Source organism: Bradyrhizobium ferriligni (genome assembly GCF_056837965.1).
In genome coordinates this window covers 22,502-46,410 of the sequence record NZ_JBXEJO010000043.1, presented here as the reverse complement: position 1 = coordinate 46,410, position 23,909 = coordinate 22,502, and the positions used below count along the sequence as shown (strand labels likewise).

Sequence of the window (23,909 nt, the reverse complement as noted above, 5' to 3'; positions counted from 1 at the left end):
CCCCGGTAAACGAATCTCGAACGCGACCGCTCAATTGCGATGGGTTCCGCTAGGCAGTTTCCAATCTTTCCCGGGTATGACGATAGGCCAGGAAGTTGCCCAGAAAGGCTTGGGGATCAGAATGTTTATGAATCGCCGCAAGAGCGAACGCCGCCCGTGCCGGAGCGTCGCCAAAATTCAACTGGGCACAGGGTCGCTGCCACGCGACTGCATGATCACCGATATTTCGGCCGGCGGCGTCAAGGTGATCGCCGAATATCTGGAGATCCCGCCGGAATTCACCATCATCCTGTCGACCGGCAGTCCGCGTCAGTGCCGCCTGGCCTGGCAGATCGGGCACGAGTTCGGCGCCCAGTTCGTCGACTGAAGTCGACTGAATCTACCATTTGGCTGCTTTCTCGCCAGGCGTCCGGCACCGCATCTGGGCCGGATGACGGCGACATGATGGCATCCTTAACCGGACCTTAGGGTTAAGCTGTGAGCATCCCGGAACCTTCGCCGTTCCGAGTCTCGCTTTATGTTTGAGAAATTCCCCCGACCCTCAGGCCGTGCGCGCCGTCTCGCGGGCACGGTATCTGCCGCGATCCTGCTGATCGGGTTGTCCGCCTGTCAAACCTCCGGCCCGTCTGACATCACCGGCTCATTGGGCGACACGGCGGAGGCCACGCCGGTGCCGGCCGATCCGCGGCGCGACATCGCGACCTACCACGAGCGCGTCCGCGCCAACCCGAAAGACACCGACGCCGTGCTGAAATACGCCCGGGCGCTGCGCGCCACCGGCCAGCGGGCCCAGGCGGTCGCCGTCATGGAGCAGGCGGTGCTGGCGCAGCCCAGCAACAAGGCGCTGCTCGCAGGTTACGGACGGGCGCTCGCCGACAACGGCAATTTCCAGCAGGCATTCGACGTGCTCGGGCGCGCGCATACCCCGGAAGATCCGGACTGGCGCATCCTGTCGGCGCAGGGCGCCGTGCTCGACCAGCTCGATCGCCACGACGAGGCGCGGCAATATTATGCGAGTGCGCTGAAGATCGTGCCTGACGATCCGTCAGTGCTCTCCAATATCGGGTTGTCCTATCTGCTGTCGAAGGACCTGCCGAAGGCCGAGGAGACGCTGCGCCGTGCGCGGGAGCGCGCCCCCGGCGACATGCGGGTGCGAACCAATCTCGCCGTCGTGGTTGGCTTGCAGGGCCGCCAGTCCGAGGCGGAAACCATCATGAAGGCCGATTTGCCGTCGGAGCAGGGCTCAGCCAACGTCGCCGCGCTGAAGCGGCTGTTGGCGCGCAGGGATGCGAGCCGCACCGACGCCGAAAAGATCCCGGTCGCGGCCAGTCGCCGCGACTAGGACACTTTCAGGCGGGTCGCTAGCCGGCGGCCCGGCGCCCGTCGTTTCGGCGCGACTGCAGCTTCCTGAGGATCGGCGACAGGAACGACTCGCGGGCTTCGGCGAGATCGGGACGGCCGGTGAGGCGCTGCGCGATCTGCAGGAAAGTCCTTGTGGTGCGGTGACGCGCGGAGACCTCCGCGATCATCTGGCCGTTGTTGGCGGCTTCACCGAACAGCCTGCAGTCGAACGGGATCGCCGCGATGGGCTGGCTCTCGATCGTCTTGGCGAAATCCTTGACCTCGATCTCGGGGCGCTTCGACATGCCGACCTGGTTCAGGCAGTAGAGCGGCGGGCGGTCGTTCGGACGCGCGGTCCTCAACAGGTTCATCATGTTCTTGGTGTTGCGCATGTTGGCGAGGTCGGGCTCGGCCACGATCAGGATATCGTCGGCACCGACCAGTACGCGTTTGGTCCAGGCGGTCCATTGATGCGGCACGTCGAGCACGATGCAGGACGTCGTCATGCGCATCGTATCGAAGATGGCATCGAACGCCTCGGCGCCGAAATCGTAGACCTGGTCGAGGGTGGCCGGCGCCGCCAGCAGGCTGAGATGATCGCCGCACTTTGCGAGCAGGCGCTCCATGAAGGCTGAGTCCGGACGCTCAGGCGAGAACACGGCGTTGGCAATGCCCTGCACCGGGTCCTGATTGTAGTCCAGGCCGGCGGTACCGAAGGCGAGGTCGAGATCGACGACGACCGAATCCAGCCCGAGGTCGCGCGCAATGGTCCAGGCGACATTGTGGGCAACGGTCGAGGCGCCGACCCCGCCCTTGGCGCCCGCGACCGCGATCAGGCGGCCGACCGAGACTGCTTCGGAGGCCGAGAACAGGCTGCAGATCGAGCGCACGATGTCGAGCACCTTGACCGGCCCGATGACGTAGTCGTTGACGCCGCGCCGGACCAATTCGCGATACGGCGCAGTCTCGCCGGGCCTGCCGAGCACCACGACGCGGGTGCCGGGATCGCAGACCGTGGCGAGCTCGTCGAGACCGGCGAGGAAATCGTGATCCGGCTCGGTCTCCAGCATGATGACGTTGGGCGTCGGCGCCTTGTGGTAGGCGTCGATCGCCGCGGCGATGCCGCCCATATGGACCGAGAGATGAGCCTTGGCGAGCCGGCGGTCGTCGGCCGCCGCGCGTGCGTTCGCGGCGGTCGCGACGCTGGCGCAGAACGCCTGCACGGAAATCCGCGGCGCCGGCGCGATGTAATCGTTGGCGTGCTGCGGCTCGTCTTGCTGTTCGGTCATTTCGCGGCGTCGCTCAGCTTGGCTTTCTCGGCTTCGGGGTAGGCGGTCGCGGTCGACTCACCCTTGCGGTATTTATCGAACGCGATCGTACGGCGCGGCGTATAGGCTGCGGTCTCGGTTCGCGGCTGTTCGAGGTCGGACGGATTGGCGACCATGGCGGCAAGGTTACGCTGCGTCGCGCAGCCGAAATTGTCGTACTGCTTGTTCTCGTTGTAGCTCGGATTGTAGATCGAGGGACCGAGGTCGCTCGGCCACACTCCGCAGGGACCGGCGACGGCGGCCATCTTCGGATAGCTCAGGCGAATGGTCGGAAGCGCGCGCGGATCGTCGAGATGATAGGGGCGCTTGGTGATGGCATGGGCGGGCACGCCCATCGACGCCAGCAGGCCGCGGATCTCCTGATACACCGCCTGTGCCGAGCGCGCGTTCGAGCTGTCGGCCGGCACGTCGATCGCGATCGCGCCGGTGCCTTCGCGGCGCCAGGTGCGCGCCAGCCCCATGACGTCGTCGCGCTGCGTTTCGGTGAGGTTGCCGCGGGCGCGGCCGACGAAGACGACGATCGATTGCTCGCCTTCGGTGACGGCGATCGGATGCCGCTGCCGGTAGTCGTCGGGCACCGTGCCGGTGACGACATCGCCCGTCAGATTGCAGCCGCCGAGCGCGATCGCGCTGACGACGAGGGCGCCGAACAGCGACAGCGTCCTGGCACGACCGGCTTGTGTGTTGCGTGTCATCATAGCATCCCCCAACCCCTTCAGGTCCGCGCCTCAGTCGATGATGAAGCCGAAATTGACCGGCGTGGCGCCGATCGGCTCGCCGCGGGCGGCAACGCCGTAGATGCGATTGACGCGCGCCAGCAGCGCCGACTGCGCGTCGGAAGCCGGGGCAAATCCGTCGTCGGGACGGGACAGCTCCTTCTGCGCAACGGCGCGCACCACGTAGGGCGTCACGATGACCATGAGCTCGGTCTCGTTGTTGACGAAGTCCTGGCTCCTGAAGAGCTGGCCGAGGATCGGGATCTGATCGACGCCGGGCATGCCGTTGATGGCCTGCTTGGTCTGCTCCTGGATCAAACCGGCCATCGCGATCGAGCCGCCGGAGGGCACCTCCAGCGTGGTGTCGGCGCGGCGGGTCTTGATCGAGGGAATGGTGGTGCCGTTCTGGCCGCCGGTCAGGGCGTTTTCCATCGAAACTTCGGAGACCTCGGTCATCACCTTCAGGCTGATCCGTCCCTCGGTCAGCACCACCGGAGTGAAGTTGAGCGAGATGCCGAACTTCTTGAAGCTGACGGTCTGGACGCAATTGCCGATCGTACCCGACGTCGTCGTCTGGCAGGTGACGCCGGTCGGAATCGGAAACTCGCCGCCCGAAATGAAGGTCGCCGACTCGCCCGAGATCGCGGTGAGGTTGGGCTCGGCCAGCGTCTTGACGACGCCCGCGCTCTCCATCGCGCGCAGCGTCGCGGTGACGGTCGGCACGCCGAGCTTGTTCAGGGCTGCGCCCGTTAGCCCGTTGTTGGGGGCGAGCGCACCATTATTGGCGGTGAAGGCGTTGGCGTTGTTGAAGACCACCGCGGCGGTGCCGTAGTTCATGTTGGCGCTGAGGTCGACGCCGAGCTGCTTGACGACGTCCCGGCGGACTTCGGCGACGGTGACTTTTAGCATCACCTGGTCGCGGCCGCGCACCACGATGGAATTGACGACCTTGTCGGCGCTGCCGACCAGCTTGGCGGCGATGTCGCCAGCCTGCTGGGCCTCGACCGGGCTTGCCACCGTGCCGGTCAGAACGACGCTGTCGCCGACGCCCTCGATCTGGACGCCGGGCAGCATCTGCTTCAGCGCGGCGCGCATGCCGTTGAGGTCGCGCTTGATCGCGATGTCGTAGGAGGCGACCTGGTTGCCGTCGGCGTCGAAGAACACCACGTTGGTCTGGCCGACCGCCGCGCCGATGATATAGGCGCGCTGCGCCGAGCGGATCACGGCATTGGCGATCTTGGGATCCGCGACCAGAACGTCCTTGGCCTCGCGCGGCAGATCGACCACGACCGACTTGCCAACGCCGAGCGAGACGGAGCGCGTCTTGGCGGCGATGCTGCTCGTCACCGCGACATCCGCGTTCTTGTCGGGATCGGTCGCGCTGGCAAGGGCAGGGATCAGCATCAGCGCAGTGATCGCCGAGAATGACAGCGCACGGACCAGCGTGGTCGACGTCGCCATTTGTTTCGCACCCGTCGTCATATCGAAGCCCCCATCACTTCTGCGTCGTCAGAGAGCTCGGGATGCCGAAGCGCACCACCTTGATGCTCTCGCCCCGCTTCGGGGCATGGTCTCTGGTCTCGTCGGTCTGTTCGTTGACGTCCGCGATGCTGCGCAGCGCCAGCGCCAGCGTGCCGCTCTGCCGGGCGCGCGCCAGCGTCTCGGCCTGTTCGGGCTTGAGCTCGAGGGTCACGGTCTTGCCGACGAGGGAGTTGTTGCCGTCCTTCTCCTTCGGCGCCTGGTCGATCGCCAGCACGCGGACGTTGGACAGCAGGATTTCAGTGGTGACGATATCGCGGCCGCCTTGCTGGTCGGGATTCTTGTCGCGTCGCGACAGGATCACATCGACGCGGTCGTTCGGCAGAATGAAGCCGCCGGCGCCGGTCTCCGGCGAGATTTCGGTGGAGATCGCGCGCATGCCGGAGGGCAGGATCGCGGCCATGAAGCCGCTTCCATTGGCCTTGACCAGCTTTTGCTCGCGGATCGGTTCGCCGACGATGAAGGGCGCGCGTGCGATCGAACCGATGACGTCGTTCATGGCATTGGCGTTGGCGTCGTGGCGGATGAACGCGCTGCTGGCGGTTTCAGCCGGCCAACGCTGCCACTGGATGTCTTCGGCCTTGACCGATTGACCGAGCCCGATGTCGGACTTTGCGACCAGCACTTCGACGGTCGGCAGTTGCGCGACGGGCGGCGCGACCGGCGCCGGTTTGCGATCGCCAACACTCGCGAGATACATGGCCGCGAGGCCTGCGACGCCGGCGATGCCGAGGACCACGATGCGTGCCGTTTTCATGCGATTGTCTGAATGCCCTTCACACAGGGCAGTCGCGTCCTTGCGGCACTGACAGCCCTTCCCGAGGCATCACTACGGCCGCAAAAGTATAAGGGAACTTGATGGAAGGTCCGGACAATTAAGGGATTGGTGGGGATGGTGAACGGCGAGTTATCGGCGCCATCGCATCTCCGCAGAATCCCGGAGATCGCGCTCGCGCAACGTGTGCGATGTGGGAGTCGCAACGCGGCGTCACAGCCGGTCGGTCGTGGTTAACGTCGTCTAACGTGCGCGCAGCGCGGGAGGATCAGAGCGCGGCCTTCAGCGCCGCAAATCCGCGATCGAGATCGGCCTTGAGGTCGTCGAGATTCTCGAGCCCGATATGCAGCCGCAGCGTCGGCCCGCCCGGCGACCATTTGGTCGCGGTGCGATAGTCGCTGCAATCGAACGGGATGGCGAGGCTTTCGAACCCGCCCCAGGAAAAGCCCATGCCGAACAGAGTGAGCGCGTTCAGCATCGCATCGACCGCGGTCTGCGGCACCGGCTTCAGCACGATGCTGAACAGCCCGGAGGCGCCGGTGAAGTCGCGTTTCCAGATTGCGTGCCCGGGATCGGTGTCGAGGGCAGGGTGCAGCACGCGATCGACCTCGGGCCGCGCGCTGAGCCAGCGCGCGATCTCGAGCCCGGAGCGGTGGTGCTGCGCAAGCCGCACCGATAGCGTGCGAACCCCGCGCAGCGCGAGATAGACGTCGTCGGGCCCGGCGCAGACGCCGAGCAGGCGGATCGCCTCCTGGATCAGCGGCCAGGCTTTCGCATTGGCTGCGACGGTGCCGAACATGATGTCGGAGTGGCCGCCGACATATTTGGTGCCGGCCTGCATGCTGATGTCGACGCCCTGTTCGAGCGAGCGGTGATAGAGCGGTGTCGCCCAGGTGTTGTCGTCGATCATGAGCGCGCCGCGGGCGTGCGCCGCGGCCGATATGGCCCGCACGTCCGGCATCTCGAAGGTCTGCGAGCCGGGCGCTTCGATCAGCACCGCGCGGGTGTTCGGCTTGAACAGCGTCTCGATACCGGCGCCGATCAGCGGGTCGAAATAGCTGGTCTCGATGCCGTAGCGCTTGAGCATGTTGTCGCAGAAATTGCGGGTCGGCCGATAGGCATTGTCGCACACCAGGAGGTGATCGCCGGTTTTGAGTACGGCGAGCAGCGTGGTGCTGATCGCCGCCAGCCCTGACGGGGCGAGGCCGACGCCGGCGCATTGCGGGCCTTCCAGCGCCATCAGCACGTCCTGCAGCGCCCGCGTGGTCGGGCTGCCATGGCGCCCATAGGTAAATTCGGCGCGATGGGCGTGGAGGTCCTCCGCGGTCGGATAGAGCACGGTCGAGCCGTGAAACACCGGCGGATTGACAAAGCCCTTCTGGGCTTTGGTGTCGCGGCCGGCCGTGACCAGACGGGTCGCGGCCTGTTGCGGGTGGGAGGGCGTGGAGCCGTCGGAGGAGGTCATGGAGCGCTGCCGTTAGACTTTAGACTTTTTGCCGCAGCCGTACCGCGTCGGGAAGACAGGGCCGGGCCGGGAGGTGTTACTAACAAGAGGTAGAAGACATGCGTCAACCCCTTGACCCGGCTCGTCAGTCGCTATGTGATGCGCCGCAACTACCAGTCGCCGCACGTTGAGGGGCCTGCCGCGACCTACGATCCGTTGCCTGACCGGTTTGCAGGTCAAACTGCCGGTCAAATCGGCATTTTTGCTGCAAGGGATCATTGGGATGGCCCGTGAACGCGAGGCGATCACAAAGTAACCGTCCACCGGACGACCCTGAAAGGCCCCGCCCATGAAACGCGTATCCCTGGCTGTCACCCTTGCCGCCGCCGCCGCCCTGTCGGTCCAGGCCGCCTCGGCGCAAACCCTCAAGACGGTCAAGGACCGAGGCCAGCTGTCCTGCGGCGTCAGCGGCGGCCTGCCGGGCTTCTCGTCGCCGGACGACAAGGGGAACTGGACCGGCATCGACGTCGACATCTGCCGTGGCATCGCCGCGGCGATCTTCGACGATCCGTCCAAGGTCAAGTTCGTGCCGCTGTCGGCCAAGGACCGCTTCACCGCGCTGCAGTCGGGCGAGATCGACGTGCTGTCGCGCAACACCACCTGGACGCTGTCGCGCGATACCTCGCTCGGCGCCAACTTCACCGGCGTGACCTATTATGACGGGCAGGGCTTTCTGGTGAAGAAGTCGCTGAAAGTGAACTCGGCGCTGGAGCTGAACAGCGCGTCGGTCTGCGTGCAGACCGGCACCACGACCGAGCAGAACCTCGCCGACTACTTCAAGGGCAACAACATGAAGTACGAGGTGATCGCGTTCGCCGGCGCCGACGAGACCGTGAAGGCCTACGAGACCGGCCGCTGCGACGTGTTCACCTCCGACGTGTCCCAGCTCTATGCGCAGCGGCTGAAGCTCGCCAACCCGGCCGACCACGTCGTGCTGCCCGAGATCATCTCCAAGGAGCCGCTCGGCCCGATGGTTCGCCACGGCGACGACCAGTGGTTCGACATCGTGAAGTGGGCGCTGTTCGCCCAGATCAATGCCGAGGAACTCGGTGTCACCCAGAAGAACGTCGACGAGATGGCCAAGTCGGACAAGCCCGACCTCAAGCGCGCCTTCGGCACCGACGGCAATCTCGGTGAGCAGCTCGGCCTGACCAAGGACTGGTTCTCCCGCATCATCAAGGCCGTCGGCAATTACGGCGAGATGTACGATCGCAACGTCGGCGCCGGATCGAAGCTGCAGATCGCACGCGGGCTCAATAATCTCTGGAACAAGGGCGGCATCCAGTACGCGCCTCCGATCCGCTGATCGGCGACGAGGCGGCTGCGGCGATGACGACCGAGCCCCGAAAACCACCGCCGCAGTTTATCTTCCGCCTGAAGCGCGCGCTCGGCGGCCAGTCCGGCTGGACTGGCCTTGCCGTGCAGATCGTGTTCGCGGCGGTGTTGGCCTGGGTCGCCTATGAGATCGTGGCCAATGCCCGTGCCAACCTGGAGACGCAGCGCATTGCCTCCGGGTTCGGGTTCCTCAAGAACAATGCGGGCTTTGATGTCAGCCTGAACCTGATCCCGTATTCGGGATCTGACACGTATACGCGGGTGTTCTTTGTCGGCCTGTTCAACACGCTGCTGGTTGCGGGCATTGGCATCGTCTTCGCCACCATCATCGGCTTCATCGTTGCGCTGTGCCGGCTGTCGCCGAACTGGCTGCTGGCGCGGCTCGGCGAGATCTATGTCGAGATCGTCCGCAATCTGCCGCTGCTGTTCCAGCTGTTGTTCTGGTATCTCGCGGTGCTGGCGGCGCTGCCGGGGCCGCGCCAGAGCATCTCGCTGTTCAACGCCTTCTTCCTCTCCAATCGCGGGCTGGTGATCCCGCGGCCGATCGGCGAGGCCGGGCTTGATCCGTTTCTGATCGCGCTCGCGATCGCCATCGCAGGCGCGCTGGCGCTGCGCGGCTACGCAAGGCGGGCGCTGTTTCAACGCGGGCAGGCGATCCGGATCTGGCCCTATATGCTCGGCCTGTTGGCTGGATTGCCGCTGGTGACGATGCTGGTGTTCGGCCTGCCGGTGACCTTCGAGCTGCCGCAACTCAAGGGCTTCAACTTCGCCGGCGGCGCGCGGGTCATTCCGGAACTGGTTGCGCTGGTGGTTGCGCTGTCGACCTATACGGCGGCCTTCATCGCCGAGATCGTCCGCGCCGGTATTCTGTCGGTCCATAAGGGACAGATGGAAGCCGGCTCGTCGCTCGGTCTGTCGCGCGGCACCACCTTGCGGCTGATCGTCGTGCCGCAGGCGATGCGCGTCATCGTTCCGCCGCTGACCAACCAGTATCTCAACCTGACCAAGAATTCGTCGCTGGCGGTCGCGATCGGCTATCCCGACCTGGTCTCGGTATTTGCCGGAACGACGCTGAGCCAGACCGGTCAGGCGATCGAGATCATCGCCATCACCATGGGCGTGTACCTGCTGATCTCGCTGGTCACCAGCGCGATCATGAGCGTCTATGGCTGGCGCATCAACCGGAGCCTTGGGGCATGACCGACGTCACCGCGTCATCCTTTGTCCGGCAGGACCTGGTGCCCGAACGCCGGGCGCCGGTGAGGACCACCGGCCTCGTCGGTTTCATCCGCACGCGGCTCTTGAATTCGCCGACCAACATCCTGCTGACGATCCTGGCGCTGGGGCTGCTCTGGTACACGATCGTTCCCGCGTTCAGGTTCCTGCTGGTCGATGCGGTCTGGAGCGGCAAGGACCGCAATGCATGCCTTGCCGAGACCGCCGGCCGTCAGGTCGGCGCCTGCTGGCCCTACATCCAGGCCAAGCTCACCCAGCTGATCTATGGCTTCTACCCGGAAGCCGAACGCTGGCGCGTCAACCTGACCTTCATCCTCGCGGCCGTCCTGCTGCTGCCGCTGCTGATACCGCGCCTGCCGGCGAAGGGCCTGAATGCGAGCCTGTTCTTCTTCGCCTTTCCGGCGGTCGCCTTCTTCCTGCTGCGCGGCGGCGGACTAGCCGGTTTCGGCGTCAGCTGGGTCACGAGCCTGTTGCAGCTGTTCGACGACAGCATCGTCAATGCCGGGCAGGTACTGGTCAATCTCAGCCGGAATTCGGCGATCGGACCGCCGCTGTGGGCCGTCGGCAAGATCATCGTGCTTGTCGGCAGCCTGATCGGTTGGCTGATCTTTCCGCTGACCTGGCTGCGCGAGCAGCTTCAGATGTCGAGCCAGCCGCTCTGGTTCGACTTCCTGCTGACCACTGGTATCGTCTCGCTGATCCTGTTCTTCCTCGGCGGCGGCATGCGAACCGGACAACGGGCGCTGCTCGGGAGTCTCGCGAGCTTTGCCGGCATCGCGATCGTGATCAAGCTGATGGAGCTCGACCGCGGCGGACTGCCCATCGTCGACACCAGGCTGTGGGGCGGCCTTTTGGTAACGCTGGTGGTGTCGGTTACCGGCATCGTCACCTCGATGCCGATCGGGATCGCGCTGGCGCTGGGCCGCCGCTCGACCATTCCGCTGATCCGGATATTCTCGATCGCCTTCATCGAGTTCTGGCGCGGCGTGCCGCTGATCACGGTGCTGTTCTTCGCAACCTACATGCTGCCGCTGTTCCTGCCGGGCAATTTCAACGTCGACGGGCTGGTCCGCGCGCTGATCGGCATCGCGCTGTTTGCCGGCGCCTACCAGGCCGAGGTGGTGCGCGGCGGCCTTGCCGCGATCCCGCGCGGGCAGGGCGAGGCGGCGAGCGCGCTCGGCCTGTCCTGGTGGAAAACCACGTCGCTGATCGTGATGCCGCAGGCGCTGCGCCACGTCATTCCGGGGCTCGTCAACAGCTTCATCGCGCTGTTCAAGGACACCTCGCTGGTTTCGATCGTCGCGCTGTTCGACCTTTTGGGGTCGTTGCATGCGACGTTCTCCGATCCGACCTGGTCGACGCCGACCACGGCCTTTACCGGCTTCGCCTTCGCTGGAATGATCTACTTCGTGTTCTGCTTTGGAATGTCGCGCTACTCGCTGTTCGTCGAAAACCGGCTCAACGCTCACCGCCGCCACTGAACAAGGTCACCATGTCCACAACCCCGATCGTCAACATTTCCGCTCTCAACAAATGGTACGGCGACTTCCATGTGCTGCGCGACATCAACCTGGAGGTCGGCAAGGGCGAGCGCATCGTGATCTGCGGCCCGTCCGGTTCGGGCAAGTCGACCCTGATCCGCTGCATCAACGCGCTGGAGGAATTCCAGGAGGGCGAGATCGTGGTCGACGGCATCGACCTTGGCCCGAACCTTCGCCGTGTCGACGAAGTCCGCCGCGAGGTCGGCATGGTGTTCCAGAGCTTCAACCTGTTCCCGCATCTCACCGTGCTCGACAATTGCACGCTGGCGCCGATCTGGGTGCGCAACATCCCGAAGAAGGATGCCGAGGCCGCCGCGATGAAGTTCCTCGAGCGGGTCAAAATCCCGCATCAGGCCAACAAGTTTCCCGGCCAGATGTCGGGCGGTCAGCAGCAGCGCGTTGCGATCGCCCGCGCGCTGACCATGAACCCGAAGGTGATGCTGTTCGACGAGCCGACCTCGGCGCTCGACCCGGAAATGGTCAAGGAAGTGCTCGACACCATGGTCGATCTTGCCAAGGAGGGCATGACCATGCTGGTCGTCACCCATGAAATGGGCTTTGCCCGCGAGGTCGCCAACCGCGTCGTCTTCATGGACGCGGGCCAGATCATCGAATCGAACACGCCGCAGGAATTCTTCGCCAACCCTCAGCACGCGCGGTCGAAGCTATTCCTGAGTCAAATCTTGAGATGAGGGAGTAGAGAGCAGCGAATGGCGAATAGAGCTTCGCGCTATTTGCTGCTCGCCGTTCGCTATTGGCTCCCTAGACCAACGGCAGCTCGATCTTGCTGCGCTTTTCCAGCCATTCCGGGACCGGCAAATTCTTCGAGCGCATGAAGGCCGGGTTGAACAGCTTGGACTGATAGCGGTTGCCGGAGTCGCAGAGGATGGTGACGATGGTCTTGCCGGGGCCGAGCTGCTTGGCGAGCTGGATCGCGCCCGCGATGTTGATGCCGGTCGAGCCGCCGAGGCACAGGCCTTCGTGCTCCAAAAGCTCATAGATGATGGTCACGGCTTCCTCGTCGGAGATCAGGAACGCGGTGTCGACCTTCGCTGTCTCGACCACAGGCGTGACGCGTCCGAGCCCGATGCCTTCCGTGATCGAGTCGCCCGGCGTCGATTTGACCTGCCCATTCTTGAACAGTTCGTACATCCCGAAGCCATGCGGATCGGCGCAGGCGGTGACGATGGCCGGGTTCTTTTCCTTCAGGTAGCGGCTGACGCCGGCAAGCGTGCCGCCGGTGCCGACCGAGCAGATGAAGCCGTCGACCTTGCCGTCGGTCTGCTGCCAGATTTCCGGTCCGGTCGAGTCGTAGTGCGCCTTGGGATTGTCGAGGTTGTTCCACTGGTCGGCGAACAGCACGCCGTTCGGTTCGGTCTTGCGCAGCTGCTCGGCGAGACGCTTGCCGAGATGCTGATAGTTGTTCGGATTGGCGAAGGGCAGCGCCGGCGCCTCGACGAGTTCGGCGCCGCACAGCCGCAGCATGTCCTTCTTTTCCTGGCTCTGCGTCTCCGGAATGACGATCAGGGTGCGGTAGCCGCGCGCACTCGCCACGACCGCAAGCCCGATCCCGGTATTGCCCGCGGTCGACTCGACCACCAGGCCGCCGGGCTTCAGCGCGCCGCGCCTCTCGGCCTCCAGGATCATCCATTTGCCGGCACGATCCTTCACCGACTGGCCCGGGTTCATGAATTCGGCCTTGCCGAGAATGGTGCAGCCGGTCAGTTCGGACGCGCGTTTCAGCTTGATGAGCGGGGTGTTGCCGATCGCTTCGATGACGTCTTTGTTGAATATCATGTCGGGGAATTTCTTTGCCGGTCTGTGTCTTGCTTGGCGAACCTAGTGTGCTGATCGAAAAAGGGAAGGGCTTTTGCACTGCGGCAAGAGGCGGGTCAACACGCTTGACCTCACCAGCGCGAATGTTGCGGACTTGGGAGAACGCCGTTTTGCGGCGGTTGGGTCGGCCAGCAGAATCATCCTGTGGTCCGCGGTTTTGCATGAGTTGCGCGCTCCGGGCCGATCAAGACCTGACGGCGCGGTGCGCGGTGGCGCGAGTTTGGCGCCGCGTAGGCACATCTTGCGGACTCAATGCAACAGGAGCCGAGAAATCCCCATGAAATCTTTGTAAGAATCGTGACTTCCGGCATGGGTCCGAAATGCGCGGAAATGCCGTAAAAAATAGGGAAAAGTCGGCATTCAAGGTAGCCACGAATCGCTTGCGATGCGACGCCACGCAATCGTGACGGGGCTGTCCGCCCCATTGTCCCAAGGGTAGGATGGGACAGGCAGGTTCCATTGGAAGCATACCCCCGTGAACGTCACCCAGACCATCGCTGAACGCGTCATTCGTGCGCCACGGGCGAAGTCTGGCTTCGGCGGAGAACGGGTGTGACCCAGCCCGTGCCCGTGATGGTGCCTGGAGGCCGGTTCGGCCTCGCCGTCCGCGTGCGCCGGCTCGCGGGACGCTCGCTCGTTGCGCTCGGCCTGGTTGCCGGCTCTGCCGGCTGCATTCTGACCCAGGACATCCCTGACCCCGCGCTCGACGTGCCGCAGGGCTACAAGGCCGCGCGTCTCGGCCGGCCGGGCGACGCGCTTCCGACGCTCGATTGGTGGCGGGGCTTCCGCTCAAGGGAGCTGACCCAGCTGATGGAGGAGGCGCAGACCGTCAACCTCGACATTGCCGCTGCGGTTGCGCGCTTCCGCCAGGCCGACGCGCTGGCGCGGCAGGCCGGCGCGGCGCTGCTGCCGACCCTCAATCTCAACGGATCGGAAACCTACTCGCGCACCTCCGGCTCCAGCGCCAGCGGCCTCACCAATGGCGGGCGCGAGGTGGTGAACTACAACGCCTCGCTGAGCGCCAGCTATCAGCTCGACTTCTGGGGCCAGAACCGCGACGCCGCGCAGGCGGCGGAGGAGACCGCCGTTGCCAACCGGTTCGATCGCGAGGTGGTGGCGCTGACCACGCTGGCGAGCGTCGCCAATGCTTATTTCACGGTGCTCGCGACGCAGGACCGGCTGCGCACCGCGCAGCGCAACATCGCCAGCGCCGAGCGCATCCTCAATGCGATCAAGGAGCGCTTCAAGGCCGGCACCGGCTCCGATCTCGACGTCGCGCAGCAGGAGAGCGTGCTCGCCAACCAGCGCGCGCTGGTGCCGCCGCTGCGGCAGACGCTCGCCCAGAATATCAACGCGCTCGCCGTGCTGGTGTCGCGGCCGCCGGAAAGCGTGCGCGTCTCCGGCGGCTCCCTCAACGCCGTTGCGATCCCGCGCGTCACGCCGGGCCTGCCGTCTGAATTGCTGACCCAGCGTCCCGACATCCGCCGGCAGGAGGCGCAGCTTGCATCCGCCACCGCCAATGTCGGCAGCGCGCGGGCGCAGTTCTTCCCGAGCATCCAGCTGACCGGAACGGGCGGCTACCAGAGCCAGGCGCTGGTCTCGCTGTTCCAGCCGCATGCCGCCTTCTTCAACCTGGTCGGCAGCATGACCCAGCCGATCTTCGACGGCGGCCGGATCCTCGGCAATTTCGAATACACCAAGGCCAAGCAGGACGAGTTGCTGCAGACCTACCGCAAGACGGTGGTGCAGTCGTTCACCGACGTCGACAATGCGCTGGTCGCGATCCGCGAGACCACGCGGCGGCTGCAGCTGCAGCGCGACGTGCTGTCGTCGTCGCGGCGCGCCTTCGACCTCGCCGAGCAGCAGCTCAAGGCCGGCACCGCCGATATCGTAACTGTGCTAAACACGCAGCTGACCCTGTTCCAGGCGGAAGATGCCTATTCGCAGGCCCAACTGGCCCGGCTATTGGCGATCGTGAGCCTATATCAGGCATTAGGGGGCGGCTGGGAACCGAAGATGGAAAGACCGGTCGATGCTCTTTAAGCCCGACTCGACGGACGACGAGAAGCGCACGGCGCCGCGCAAGCGGAGCCTTCTCTCGCGCCTGCTTGGGCGCATGGTGTCCTTGCTCATCACGCTCGTGATCCTGGGCGGCCTCGGCTATCTCGGCTGGCTCGCCTTCCAGCCCAAGCAAAATGGCGGCGGCGGGCGCGGCGCGGGCGGGCGGCCCGACCTGCCGGTGCCGGTGCTTGCGGCGATGCCGCATGTGCAGGACGTGCCGGTCTATCTCGACGGCGTCGGTTCGGTGAAGGCGCTCAACACGGTCACCGTGCGCTCGCAGGTCGATGGCAAGCTGCTCAAGGTAAATTTCGTCGAGGGCCAGGACGTCAAGAAGGACGACGTGCTGGGCGAGATCGATCCTGCGATCTATCAGGCACAATACGATCAGGCGGTGGCCACGAAGGCCAAGGACGAAGCGCTGCTCGCCAATCAGAAGATCGACCTCGCCCGCTATGAGCAGCTCGCTGCCAGCAACGCGGGCTCCAAGCAGCAGGCCGACACGCAGCGCGCGCTGGTCGCGCAGCAGGAGGCCATCATCAAGGCCGACCAGGCCCAGATCGACAATGCGCGCACCACGCTCGGCTATACCAAGATCGTCGCACCGATCGCGGGGCGGGCCGGCCTGCGCCAGGTCGACCAGGGCAACATCATCCACGCCGCCGATACCACGGGGCTCGTGATCCTGACCCAGTTGCGGCCGATCGCGGTGTGGTTCAGCTTGCCGCAACAGCAGATCATGCGCGTCAACGCCGCGGCGGCGAAGGGCCAGCTTGCGGTCGATGTGTTCGGCAATGACGGCGTCACCGTGATCGATGCCGGCAAGCTGACCGGCATCGACAACCAGGTCGATCCGACCACCGGCACGCTGAAGCTGAAGGCCGAATTTCCCAACGCCAGCTACCAGCTCTGGCCCGGCCAGTTCGTCAATGTGCGGCTCAAGGTCGAGACCCTGCCGCAGGCGATCGTGGTGCCGACCTCGGCGGTGCAGCGCGGTCCGGCCGGCACCTTCAGCTACGTTATCGGCGAGGGCGACATCGTCACCGCCAAGCCGGTCACGGTCACCCAGCAGAACGAGCATGAGGCCGTCATCGCCAGCGGCCTGACCACGTCGGACCGCGTCGTGACGACCGGCTTTGCCAATCTTGCCGATGGCGCGAAGGTCGTGGTCGGCAAGGACGACGGGCCGCCGGCCGCCGATCTCGCGCCGCGCAAGCGCAGCCGCAATCCCGACGGCAAGCGCGGCGCAGGTCAAGGCGAAGGGCAAGGGAAGGATCAAGGCAAGGACGGCAAGAAAGACTGGCAGGGCAAGGACGGCGAGCATCGCGGCCGGCACGAGCATAGCGAAGGCGATCAGAAGGGGCAGACCGGACCGGCGCCCGCGCCGGCAGCAGGGGGCGAACAGTCGGGTGGCGCGCCGAAGGCGCAGCCATGACCGGCATCCTGACCTCGTAATGTCCGACCCAACAGCGAGCACGCAGCCATGAGCGTCTCCGAACCGTTCATCCGCCGGCCGATCGCCACCTCGCTGCTCGGCATCGCCCTGATGATCGGCGGTGCGCTCGGCTATTGGGCGCTGCCGGTCTCCGCGCTGCCGCAGGTCGACTTCCCGACCGTGCAGGTGACGACGCAATTGCCCGGCGCGAGCCCCGACGTGGTGGCCTCGCTGATCACGGCGCCACTGGAGCGGCAGCTCGGGCAGATCCCGTCGCTGTCGTCGATGAACTCGACGAGCTCGTTCGGCGTCAGCCAGATCTCGCTGCAGTTCGACCTCAACCGCGACATCGACGGCGCCACGCAGGATGTGCAGGCCGCGATCAACGCCGCCGCCGGCATTTTGCCGAAGACGCTGCCGTATCCGCCGGTCTACGCCAAGGTGAACCCGGCGGACGCGCCTGTCATGACGCTGGCGCTGACCTCGGACACGATCTCGCTGCGGGCGATGAGCGATCTCGCCGACACCATCCTGGGCCAACGGCTGAGCCAGATTTCCGGCGTCGGCCGGGTCTCGATCCTCGGCGGCCTCAAGCCGGCGGTGCGCGTGCAGGCCGATCTGGCCCGGCTTGCGGCCTATGGCATCGCGATGGAGGATTTGCGTAACGCGATCGCCGGCGCCAACGTGTCGGGGCCGAAGGGTTCGCTCGACGGCGCCCAGCAATCCTACACCATCGCCGCCAACGACCAGATCGCCGCCGCCGACGCCTACCGGCCGATCATCATCGCCTATCGCAACGGCTCGCCGGTCACGATCGGCGACGTCGCCCAGATCGTCGACGGGCTGGAGAACGACCGCACCGGCGGCTGGTACCAGGGCACGCCGGCCGTCATCATCGACATCCAGCGCCAGCCGGGCGCCAATGTCATCGACGTCGTCAAGCAGATCCGCGCCGAAATCCCGCGGCTGCAGCGGGCGGTCCCGGCCGGCGTCAAGCTGACCATCGTCTCCGACCGTACCGTGACGATCCGCGCCTCGGTGCGCGACGTTCAGTTCACGCTGATCCTGAGCGTCGTGCTGGTGACACTGGTGGTGCTCCTGTTCCTGCGGTCGCTGCGCGCGACCCTGATCGCCGGCGTCGCGCTGCCGCTGTCGCTGATCACGAGCTTCGGCATCATGTATTTCGCGGGCTTCAGCCTCGACAATCTGTCGCTGATGGCGCTGACCATCGGAACCGGGTTTGTGGTCGACGACGCCATCGTCATGATCGAGAACATCGTCCGCCACATGGAAGGTGGCGAGACGGTGATGGAGGCCTCGCTGAAGGGGGCCAGCGAGATCGGCTTCACCGTGATCTCGCTGACGGTGTCGCTGATCGCGGTGTTTATCCCGCTGCTGTTCATGTCCGGCCTGGTTGGCCGCATGTTCCGCGAATTCGCGCTCACCTTGACGATCGCGGTCGTGACCTCGGCGATCGTCTCGCTGACGCTGACGCCGATGATGTGCTCGCGGCTGCTCAAGAACATCCATGAGGAAATGGCGGTCCCGGGCCTGGCCGCGGTCAGCCGTTTCATCGACCGCATGGTGGAGTTCTACCATCGGACGCTGCTCTGGGTGCTGCGGCGCCAGCGCGCGACGCTGCTGGTGACGTTCGCGACCATCGCGTTGACGCTGATCATGTATGTGCTGGCGCCGAAGGGTTTTCTGCCGCTGCAGGACACCTCGTCGATCACGGCGGTGACCGAGGCCGGGCCCGACGTCTCGTTCGCCGAGATGCAGCGGCGGCAGAGCGCGGTCTCCGGCATCATCAAGGCCGATCCCGATGTGGTGGGCGTGGTTTCGGTGATCGGCTCGGGTTCGGTCAATCCGACCACCAATGTCGGCCGTCTGGTGATGACGCTGAAGCCGCTCGACGAGCGGCGCGAGGGCGTCGTCAAGGTGATCGAGCGCCTCAAGCAGAAGGTCGCGACGGTGCCCGGCATGACGGTGTACTTCCAGCCGGTGCAGGACGTGCAGATCTCGACCCAGTCGAGCCGCTCGCAATACCAGTACACGCTGACCGCGACCGACGCCGCCGAGGTCTCGCAATGGGCGCAAAAGCTCGTCGCCGAGATGCGGCGCGACCCGATCTTCCGCGATGTCTCCTCGGAGGCGCAGGAGGGCGGCTTGCGCGCGGCGCTCGACGTCAACCGCCAGCGTGCCGGCCAGCTCGGCGTCAGTCTGCAGGGCGTCACCGACACGCTGAACGATGCCTTCGCTCAGCGGCAGATCTCGACGATCTACGGCCAGGCCAACCAGTACCGCGTCGTGCTCGAGGCGCTGCCGATGTATCAGCGCGACCCGTCGATCCTCGACAAGCTCTATCTGCCCGGCGCCAACGGCGCGCAGGTGCCGCTGTCGGCGGTGGCGACGCTGGTCCGGACCACGGCGCCGCTCGCGATCTCGCACCAGGCGCAATTCCCGTCGGTTTCGCTCAGCTTCAACCTGGCGCCGGGCGAGGCGCTGGGTGACGCGGTCGCGGCGGTGAAGGCGATCGAGAGCAGGATCGGGATGCCCGGCAGCATCGTCGGGATCTATTCCGGCGACGCCGCCGAATTCGCGCGCTCGCTCGCCGGACAGCCCTGGTTGATCCTGGCGGCGATCATCACGATCTACATCGTGCTCGGCGTGCTCTATGAGAGCTATATCCATCCGATCACCATCCTGTCGACGCTGCCCTCGGCCGGCGTCGGCGCCATCCTCGCCTTGATGCTGTGCGGGCAGGACCTCTCGGTGATCGGCCTGATCGGCATCATCCTGTTGATGGGCATCGTCAAGAAGAACGCGATCATGATGATCGACTTCGCGCTGGAGGCCGAGCGTCACCAGGGCATGTCGTCCTATGACGCCATCGTGCAGGCCTGCCTGCTGCGCTTCCGCCCGATCATGATGACGACGCTGGCGGCGCTGTTCGGCGCTTTGCCGCTCGCGATCGAGAGCGGCACCGGCGCCGAACTGCGCTTCCCGCTCGGCATTTCGATCATTGGCGGTCTGCTGCTGAGCCAGCTGCTGACGCTCTACACCACGCCGGTGATCTATCTGGCGCTCGACCGGCTCAACCGCCGGATCGAGCGGGCCGTGCCGGAGCCGGGTCCCAGCGGCCCGCCGATCGCGGGCGCCACCGAGGGCATGCAGTGATCTCGATCTCGGAGCCCTTCATCCGCAGGCCGGTGGGCACCACACTGCTTGCGATCGGGCTGTTCCTGGTCGGGATCGTCGCCTACCAGTTCCTGCCGGTGTCGTCGGTCCCGAATGTCGACTTCCCGACCATCCGGGTGTCGGCGTCCAGGCCGGGAGCCGATCCCTCGGTGATGGCCGCGACCGTCGCCGCTCCGCTGGAGCGCAAGCTCGGCACCATTTCGGGCGTCGACCAGATCACCTCGACGAGCTCGCTCGGCACCACCAGCATCCAGGTTCAGTTCTCGATCGGCCGCAACATCGACCGCGCCGCGCGCGACGTGCAGGCCGCGATCAACGCCTCGCTCGCCGATCTGCCGAGCGACCTGCCGTCGCTGCCCAGGTTCCGCAAGGCCAACCCGGCCGCGTCGCCGGTATTCGTGCTGGCGCTGACCTCGAAGACGATCTCGACCAGCGCGATGTACGACGTAGCCGACACGGTGCTGGCGCAACGGATCTCGCAGGTGCCGGGGGTCGGCGAGGTCACCGTCAGCGGCGCCGACCAGCCGGCGGTGCGCATCGCGCTCAATCCGGTGTCGCTGGCGAACGCCGGGATCGCGACCGACGACGTCCGGCTCGCGATCATCAACGCCAACCCGCTGGGGCCGGTCGGCATCTTCAATGGCGGCCGGCTGAGCGAGACGCTCTCGATCAACAAGCAGATGCGCACCGCGGCCGAGTTCCGCGACATCGTCATCAAGAGCTCGAACGGCAATTTCGTCCGCCTCGCCGACGTCGCCGAGGTCGAGGATTCCGTGCGCAATTCGCGCTCGATCGCCTGGTTCAACAAGCAGCCGGCGGTGCTGATCCAGATCACCAAGCAGGGCGACGCCAACGTCATCGACACCGTCGACGGCGTTCGCAGGTTGCTGCCGGAGCTGAGGAAATGGATTCCGGCGGGCGTCGAGATCTCGACCCTGGTCGATCGCACCGGAACGATCCGCGCCAGCGTCGAGGACATGCAGTTCACGCTGCTGGCGACCGCCGTGCTTGTGATGATTGTGGTGTTCGTGTTCCTGCGCCGGGTGGTGCCGACGATCGCCGCCGGCGTCTCGGTGCCGCTGGCGCTGGCCGGCACCTGCGCCGGGATGTGGCTCGCCGGCTTCTCGATCGACAATCTGTCGCTGATGGCGCTCGCGATCTCCGTCGGCTTCGTGGTCGACGACGCCATCGTGATGATCGAGAACATGTATCGCAATCTCGAGCAGGGCATGGCGCCATATCCGGCCGCCGTCGAAGGCGCCAAGCAGATCGGCTTCACGGTGCTGTCGATCTCGCTGTCGCTGATCGCGGCCTTCACGCCGCTGATCTTCATGGATGGCATCGTCGGGCGGCTGCTGCGCGAATTCTCGCTGACGCTGGTGTTCGCGATCGCGGTCTCGACCGTGGTGTCGCTGACTATCACGCCGATGATCTGCGCGCATTACATCAGGGAAGCGACATCGGATCACGCCACCTGGTACGACCGCGTCATCGAGGGCACGCTGTCCCGTGTCGTGGCGTTCTACGCATCAACGCTGCGGATCGTGCTCGGCTATCCCTTCCTGACCCTGGTGGTGTTCTTCGCCACCGTCGCGCTGACGGTGACGCTCTACATCAAGACGCCGAAGGGCTATTTTCCGACCGACGACAGCGGCTTCGTGATCGGCTCGACGCGGGCGTCGGCGGATATCTCGTTCCAGGCGATGCTGCAGCTGCAGCAGCGGCTCGCCGACATCGTGATGTCCGATCCCGCGGTCGCCGGCATCGGCTCGTCGGTCGGCTCCGGCGGCGGCCCGGGCGGCGCCACCTCCAACCGCGGCACCATGTTCATCAGCCTGAAACCGCCGGAGGAGCGGGGCGGCCTGTCGACCGCGCAGGTGATCGACCGGCTACGCCGCAACCTGTTCATGGTGCCGGGCATCCGCCTGTTCATGTTCGCCGCCCAGGACATCCGCACCGGCGGCCGGCAGAGCGATTCCGACTACCAGTACACGCTCGCCTCGACCGACCTCGAGCTGTTGCAGAAATGGGCGCCGATCGTGGCCAAGCGCATGGAAACGGTGGAGGGCATTACGGACGTCTCCTCCGACCGCGATCCCGGCGGCCTGCAGCTCAACCTCGTGATCGACCGCAAGACCGCCTCCAGCCTCGGCGTCCGCGTGCAGGACATCGACAACGCGCTCAACAACGCCTTCTCGCAGCGGCAGATCTCGTACATCTACACCCAGCGCAACCAGTACGTGGTGGTGCTCGAGATCGATCCGAAATTCCAGAGCGACCCGTCGAACCTCGAGCGCATCTACGTTGCCGGCGCCAACGACGTGCAGGTGCCGCTGTCGGCGCTGGTGCATTACCAGCGAGGCCTGTCGGCGCTCGCCGTCTATCACTCCGGCGGCTTCCCCTCGACCACGGTCTCGTTCAACCTGCTGCCGGACGTGCCGCTGGAGGTCGCAACGACGAACATCCAGCAGGCGGTCGACGAGCTGCACATGCCCGAGGGCATCCGCGGCAGCTTCGACGGCAATGCCGGCGATTTCAACAAGACCAGCGGGCGGCAGCCGCTGCTGATCCTCGGCGCGCTGGTCGCGATGTATATCGTGCTCGGCGTGCTCTATGAGAGCCTGGCGCATCCGATCACGATCATCTCGACACTGCCGTCGGCCGGCCTCGGCGCCTTGCTCGCCTTGCAGGTGACCAACACGCCGCTGACGGTGATCGCCTTCGTCGGCATCATCCTCTTGATCGGCATCGTCAAGAAGAACGGCATCATGATGGTCGACTTCGCGCTCGAGGCCGAGCGGCATCAGGGCCTGTCGTCGCGGGACGCGATCTTCGAGGCCTGCCGCGCGCGCTTCCGTCCCATCCTGATGACGACGATGGCCGCGCTGTTCGCCGGCATTCCGCTGGTCATTGCGACCGGCCCGGGCACCGAGCTGCGCCGGCCGCTCGGCATCACCATCATCGGCGGCCTGTTCGTGTCGCAGATCCTGACGCTCTACACGACGCCGGTGATCTACCTGCTGATCGACCGGCTGCGCCAGCGCCGCGAGCCGTCTGGCGTGCACGCACCCGCGGAATAGTTTGAATTGCGCGATTGCAAGCGTATAGCGGAGCGATGTCCGAACCGACCGAAGCAAAAACCGACGATGTCGCCGAGATCGAGGAGTGCCCGCATTGCGGCAAGCCGCTGCCGCTGTGCATCTGCGACAGCGTCACGCCGATCGAGAGCCGCATCCAGCTCCTGATCCTGATCCATCCGCAGGAGCAGGACAGGGCGCTCGGCACCGCGCGACTGTTGGCGCGGCATTTCGAGAACGCCGTGGTGCGGATCGGATTGTCCTGGCCGAGCCTTGCCAAGGCGCTGGGCCGGCCGGTGCCCGATCCGTCGCGCTGGGCGGTGCTCTATCTCGGCTCCGCCAAGGTCGAGGACCTCGAGACCGATGCCGAGATCGTCGCGATCAACCGCAAGGGCGAACTCGAGCCGCATCAGCGCGCGATTCTCTCCGACATCGAGGGCATCGTGCTGCTCGACGGCACCTGGAGCCAGGCCAAGGCGCTGTGGTGGCGCAATGCCTGGATGCTGAAGTGCCAGCGGGTGATTCTCGGACCGAAACGGCCCTCGCTCTACGGCAAGCTGCGGCGGGAACCGCGCCGCGACGGCCTGGCCACCATCGAGGCGGCCGCGATCCTGCTGGCGGGGCTGGAGAAGCGGCCGGACATTGCTGCAACGTTGTCAGGCAGTTTCGAGCGGATGCTGGCGAGGTTCCGGGAAGTGCAGGCCAAATTGCCGGAACTGGCGCCAAAACCGAAGAAGCGGGATTTCCGGAGGCGCCGGCGCTAGCGCCTGATCCGGAAAAGCGCGAAGCGGCTTTCCGAAGGGATCCTGCTCAAACAAGGGGCACCTTACCTTCCGGCTCAGTTGCCTATCGGAGAGAGGCCGTATATGAAGTCCGCCGCAAGGGGCCACGTGGCGGAGTGGTTACGCAACGGTCTGCAAAACCGTGTACACCAGTTCAATTCTGGTCGTGGCCTCCACTCATCTCATCAATGGCTTGCAGGCAATCAAT

General features: G+C 65.6%; 17 protein-coding genes and 1 tRNA gene. 12 read left to right on the top strand and 6 right to left on the bottom strand.

From position 1 onward, the window contains the following. Positions 1-121: 121 nt before the first annotated feature. Both AC1VNY_RS24855 and AC1VNY_RS24850 read left to right on the top strand, forming a co-directional pair. The gene (locus AC1VNY_RS24855; RefSeq protein WP_026192789.1) at positions 122-367 is read left to right on the top strand and encodes a PilZ domain-containing protein; all 246 of its coding nucleotides are present in this window, start codon (positions 122-124) and stop codon (positions 365-367) included. A gap of 150 nt (positions 368-517) precedes the next feature. After that, entirely contained in the window at positions 518-1,342 is an 825-nt protein-coding gene (locus tag AC1VNY_RS24850; protein WP_482407138.1) for a tetratricopeptide repeat protein, read from the top strand. Positions 1,343-1,361: 19 nt separating this feature from the next. Here AC1VNY_RS24850 and AC1VNY_RS24845 read toward each other — a convergent pair whose 3' ends face one another. From AC1VNY_RS24845 to metC, 5 genes are all read right to left on the bottom strand, one after another. Further along, complete coding sequence (locus AC1VNY_RS24845) at positions 1,362-2,630, bottom strand: CpaE/TadZ family protein (RefSeq protein WP_482407137.1); 1,269 nt, start codon at positions 2,628-2,630, stop codon at positions 1,362-1,364. Next, positions 2,627-3,364, bottom strand: coding sequence for a CpaD family pilus assembly protein (locus tag AC1VNY_RS24840; RefSeq protein ID WP_028339756.1), 738 nt, complete (start codon positions 3,362-3,364; stop codon positions 2,627-2,629). The genes AC1VNY_RS24845 and AC1VNY_RS24840 overlap by 4 nt, the downstream gene beginning before the upstream one ends. A gap of 33 nt (positions 3,365-3,397) precedes the next feature. Continuing rightward, the gene (locus AC1VNY_RS24835) at positions 3,398-4,846 is read right to left on the bottom strand and encodes a type II and III secretion system protein family protein (RefSeq protein WP_038386716.1); all 1,449 of its coding nucleotides are present in this window, start codon (positions 4,844-4,846) and stop codon (positions 3,398-3,400) included. A 34-nt stretch (positions 4,847-4,880) separates the two neighbouring features. Next, on the bottom strand, positions 4,881-5,681 hold the full coding sequence (cpaB, locus tag AC1VNY_RS24830) for a Flp pilus assembly protein CpaB (RefSeq protein WP_016842117.1): 801 nt from the start codon (positions 5,679-5,681) through the stop codon (positions 4,881-4,883). A gap of 286 nt (positions 5,682-5,967) precedes the next feature. Then, positions 5,968-7,164, bottom strand: coding sequence for a cystathionine beta-lyase (gene metC / locus AC1VNY_RS24825; RefSeq protein ID WP_482407136.1), 1,197 nt, complete (start codon positions 7,162-7,164; stop codon positions 5,968-5,970). 328 nt (positions 7,165-7,492) lie between these two features. Here metC and AC1VNY_RS24820 point away from each other — a divergent pair, with 328 nt between their 5' ends. The 4 genes from AC1VNY_RS24820 to AC1VNY_RS24805 are packed head-to-tail and all read left to right on the top strand — an operon-like array spanning position 7,493 to position 12,007. Continuing rightward, entirely contained in the window at positions 7,493-8,509 is a 1,017-nt protein-coding gene (locus AC1VNY_RS24820; protein WP_028331912.1) for an amino acid ABC transporter substrate-binding protein, read from the top strand. 23 nt (positions 8,510-8,532) lie between these two features. Further along, a complete protein-coding gene (locus AC1VNY_RS24815; RefSeq protein WP_482407135.1) occupies positions 8,533-9,738 on the top strand; it encodes an amino acid ABC transporter permease in 1,206 nt (401 codons plus the stop codon). Then, positions 9,735-11,255 (top strand): amino acid ABC transporter permease, encoded by a 1,521-nt coding sequence (locus tag AC1VNY_RS24810; RefSeq protein WP_482407134.1) that lies wholly within the window; start codon positions 9,735-9,737, stop codon positions 11,253-11,255. Before AC1VNY_RS24815 ends, AC1VNY_RS24810 begins: the two co-directional genes overlap by 4 nt. An 11-nt stretch (positions 11,256-11,266) precedes the next feature. Beyond that, on the top strand, positions 11,267-12,007 hold the full coding sequence (locus AC1VNY_RS24805) for an amino acid ABC transporter ATP-binding protein (RefSeq protein ID WP_028339762.1): 741 nt from the start codon (positions 11,267-11,269) through the stop codon (positions 12,005-12,007). A gap of 70 nt (positions 12,008-12,077) precedes the next feature. On the opposite strand, the gene AC1VNY_RS24800 is transcribed toward AC1VNY_RS24805, so the two are convergent. Further along, positions 12,078-13,112 carry a cysteine synthase A gene (locus AC1VNY_RS24800; RefSeq protein WP_482407133.1) on the bottom strand — a complete coding sequence of 345 codons (1,035 nt, stop codon included), beginning with the start codon at positions 13,110-13,112 and terminating at the stop codon, positions 12,078-12,080. 612 nt (positions 13,113-13,724) lie between these two features. On the opposite strand from AC1VNY_RS24800, the gene AC1VNY_RS24795 reads away from it, so the two are divergent. The 6 genes from AC1VNY_RS24795 (at position 13,725) to AC1VNY_RS24770 (ending at position 23,877) form a co-directional block, all read left to right on the top strand. Then, positions 13,725-15,194, top strand: coding sequence for an efflux transporter outer membrane subunit (locus AC1VNY_RS24795; RefSeq protein WP_482407161.1), 1,470 nt, complete (start codon positions 13,725-13,727; stop codon positions 15,192-15,194). Beyond that, positions 15,184-16,644 (top strand): efflux RND transporter periplasmic adaptor subunit, encoded by a 1,461-nt coding sequence (locus AC1VNY_RS24790; RefSeq protein ID WP_482407132.1) that lies wholly within the window; start codon positions 15,184-15,186, stop codon positions 16,642-16,644. Before AC1VNY_RS24795 ends, AC1VNY_RS24790 begins: the two co-directional genes overlap by 11 nt. Before the next feature lie 48 nt (positions 16,645-16,692). Beyond that, positions 16,693-19,821, top strand: coding sequence for an efflux RND transporter permease subunit (locus tag AC1VNY_RS24785; RefSeq protein WP_482407131.1), 3,129 nt, complete (start codon positions 16,693-16,695; stop codon positions 19,819-19,821). Continuing rightward, positions 19,818-22,922, top strand: a complete 3,105-nt coding sequence (locus AC1VNY_RS24780) for an efflux RND transporter permease subunit (RefSeq protein ID WP_482407130.1) — start codon at positions 19,818-19,820, stop codon at positions 22,920-22,922. Before AC1VNY_RS24785 ends, AC1VNY_RS24780 begins: the two co-directional genes overlap by 4 nt. A 35-nt stretch (positions 22,923-22,957) precedes the next feature. Next, a complete protein-coding gene (locus AC1VNY_RS24775) occupies positions 22,958-23,683 on the top strand; it encodes a tRNA-uridine aminocarboxypropyltransferase (RefSeq protein WP_482407129.1) in 726 nt (241 codons plus the stop codon). 120 nt (positions 23,684-23,803) lie between these two features. After that, a tRNA-Cys gene (locus AC1VNY_RS24770) sits at positions 23,804-23,877 on the top strand. The last annotated feature ends 32 nt before the right edge of the window (positions 23,878-23,909 follow it).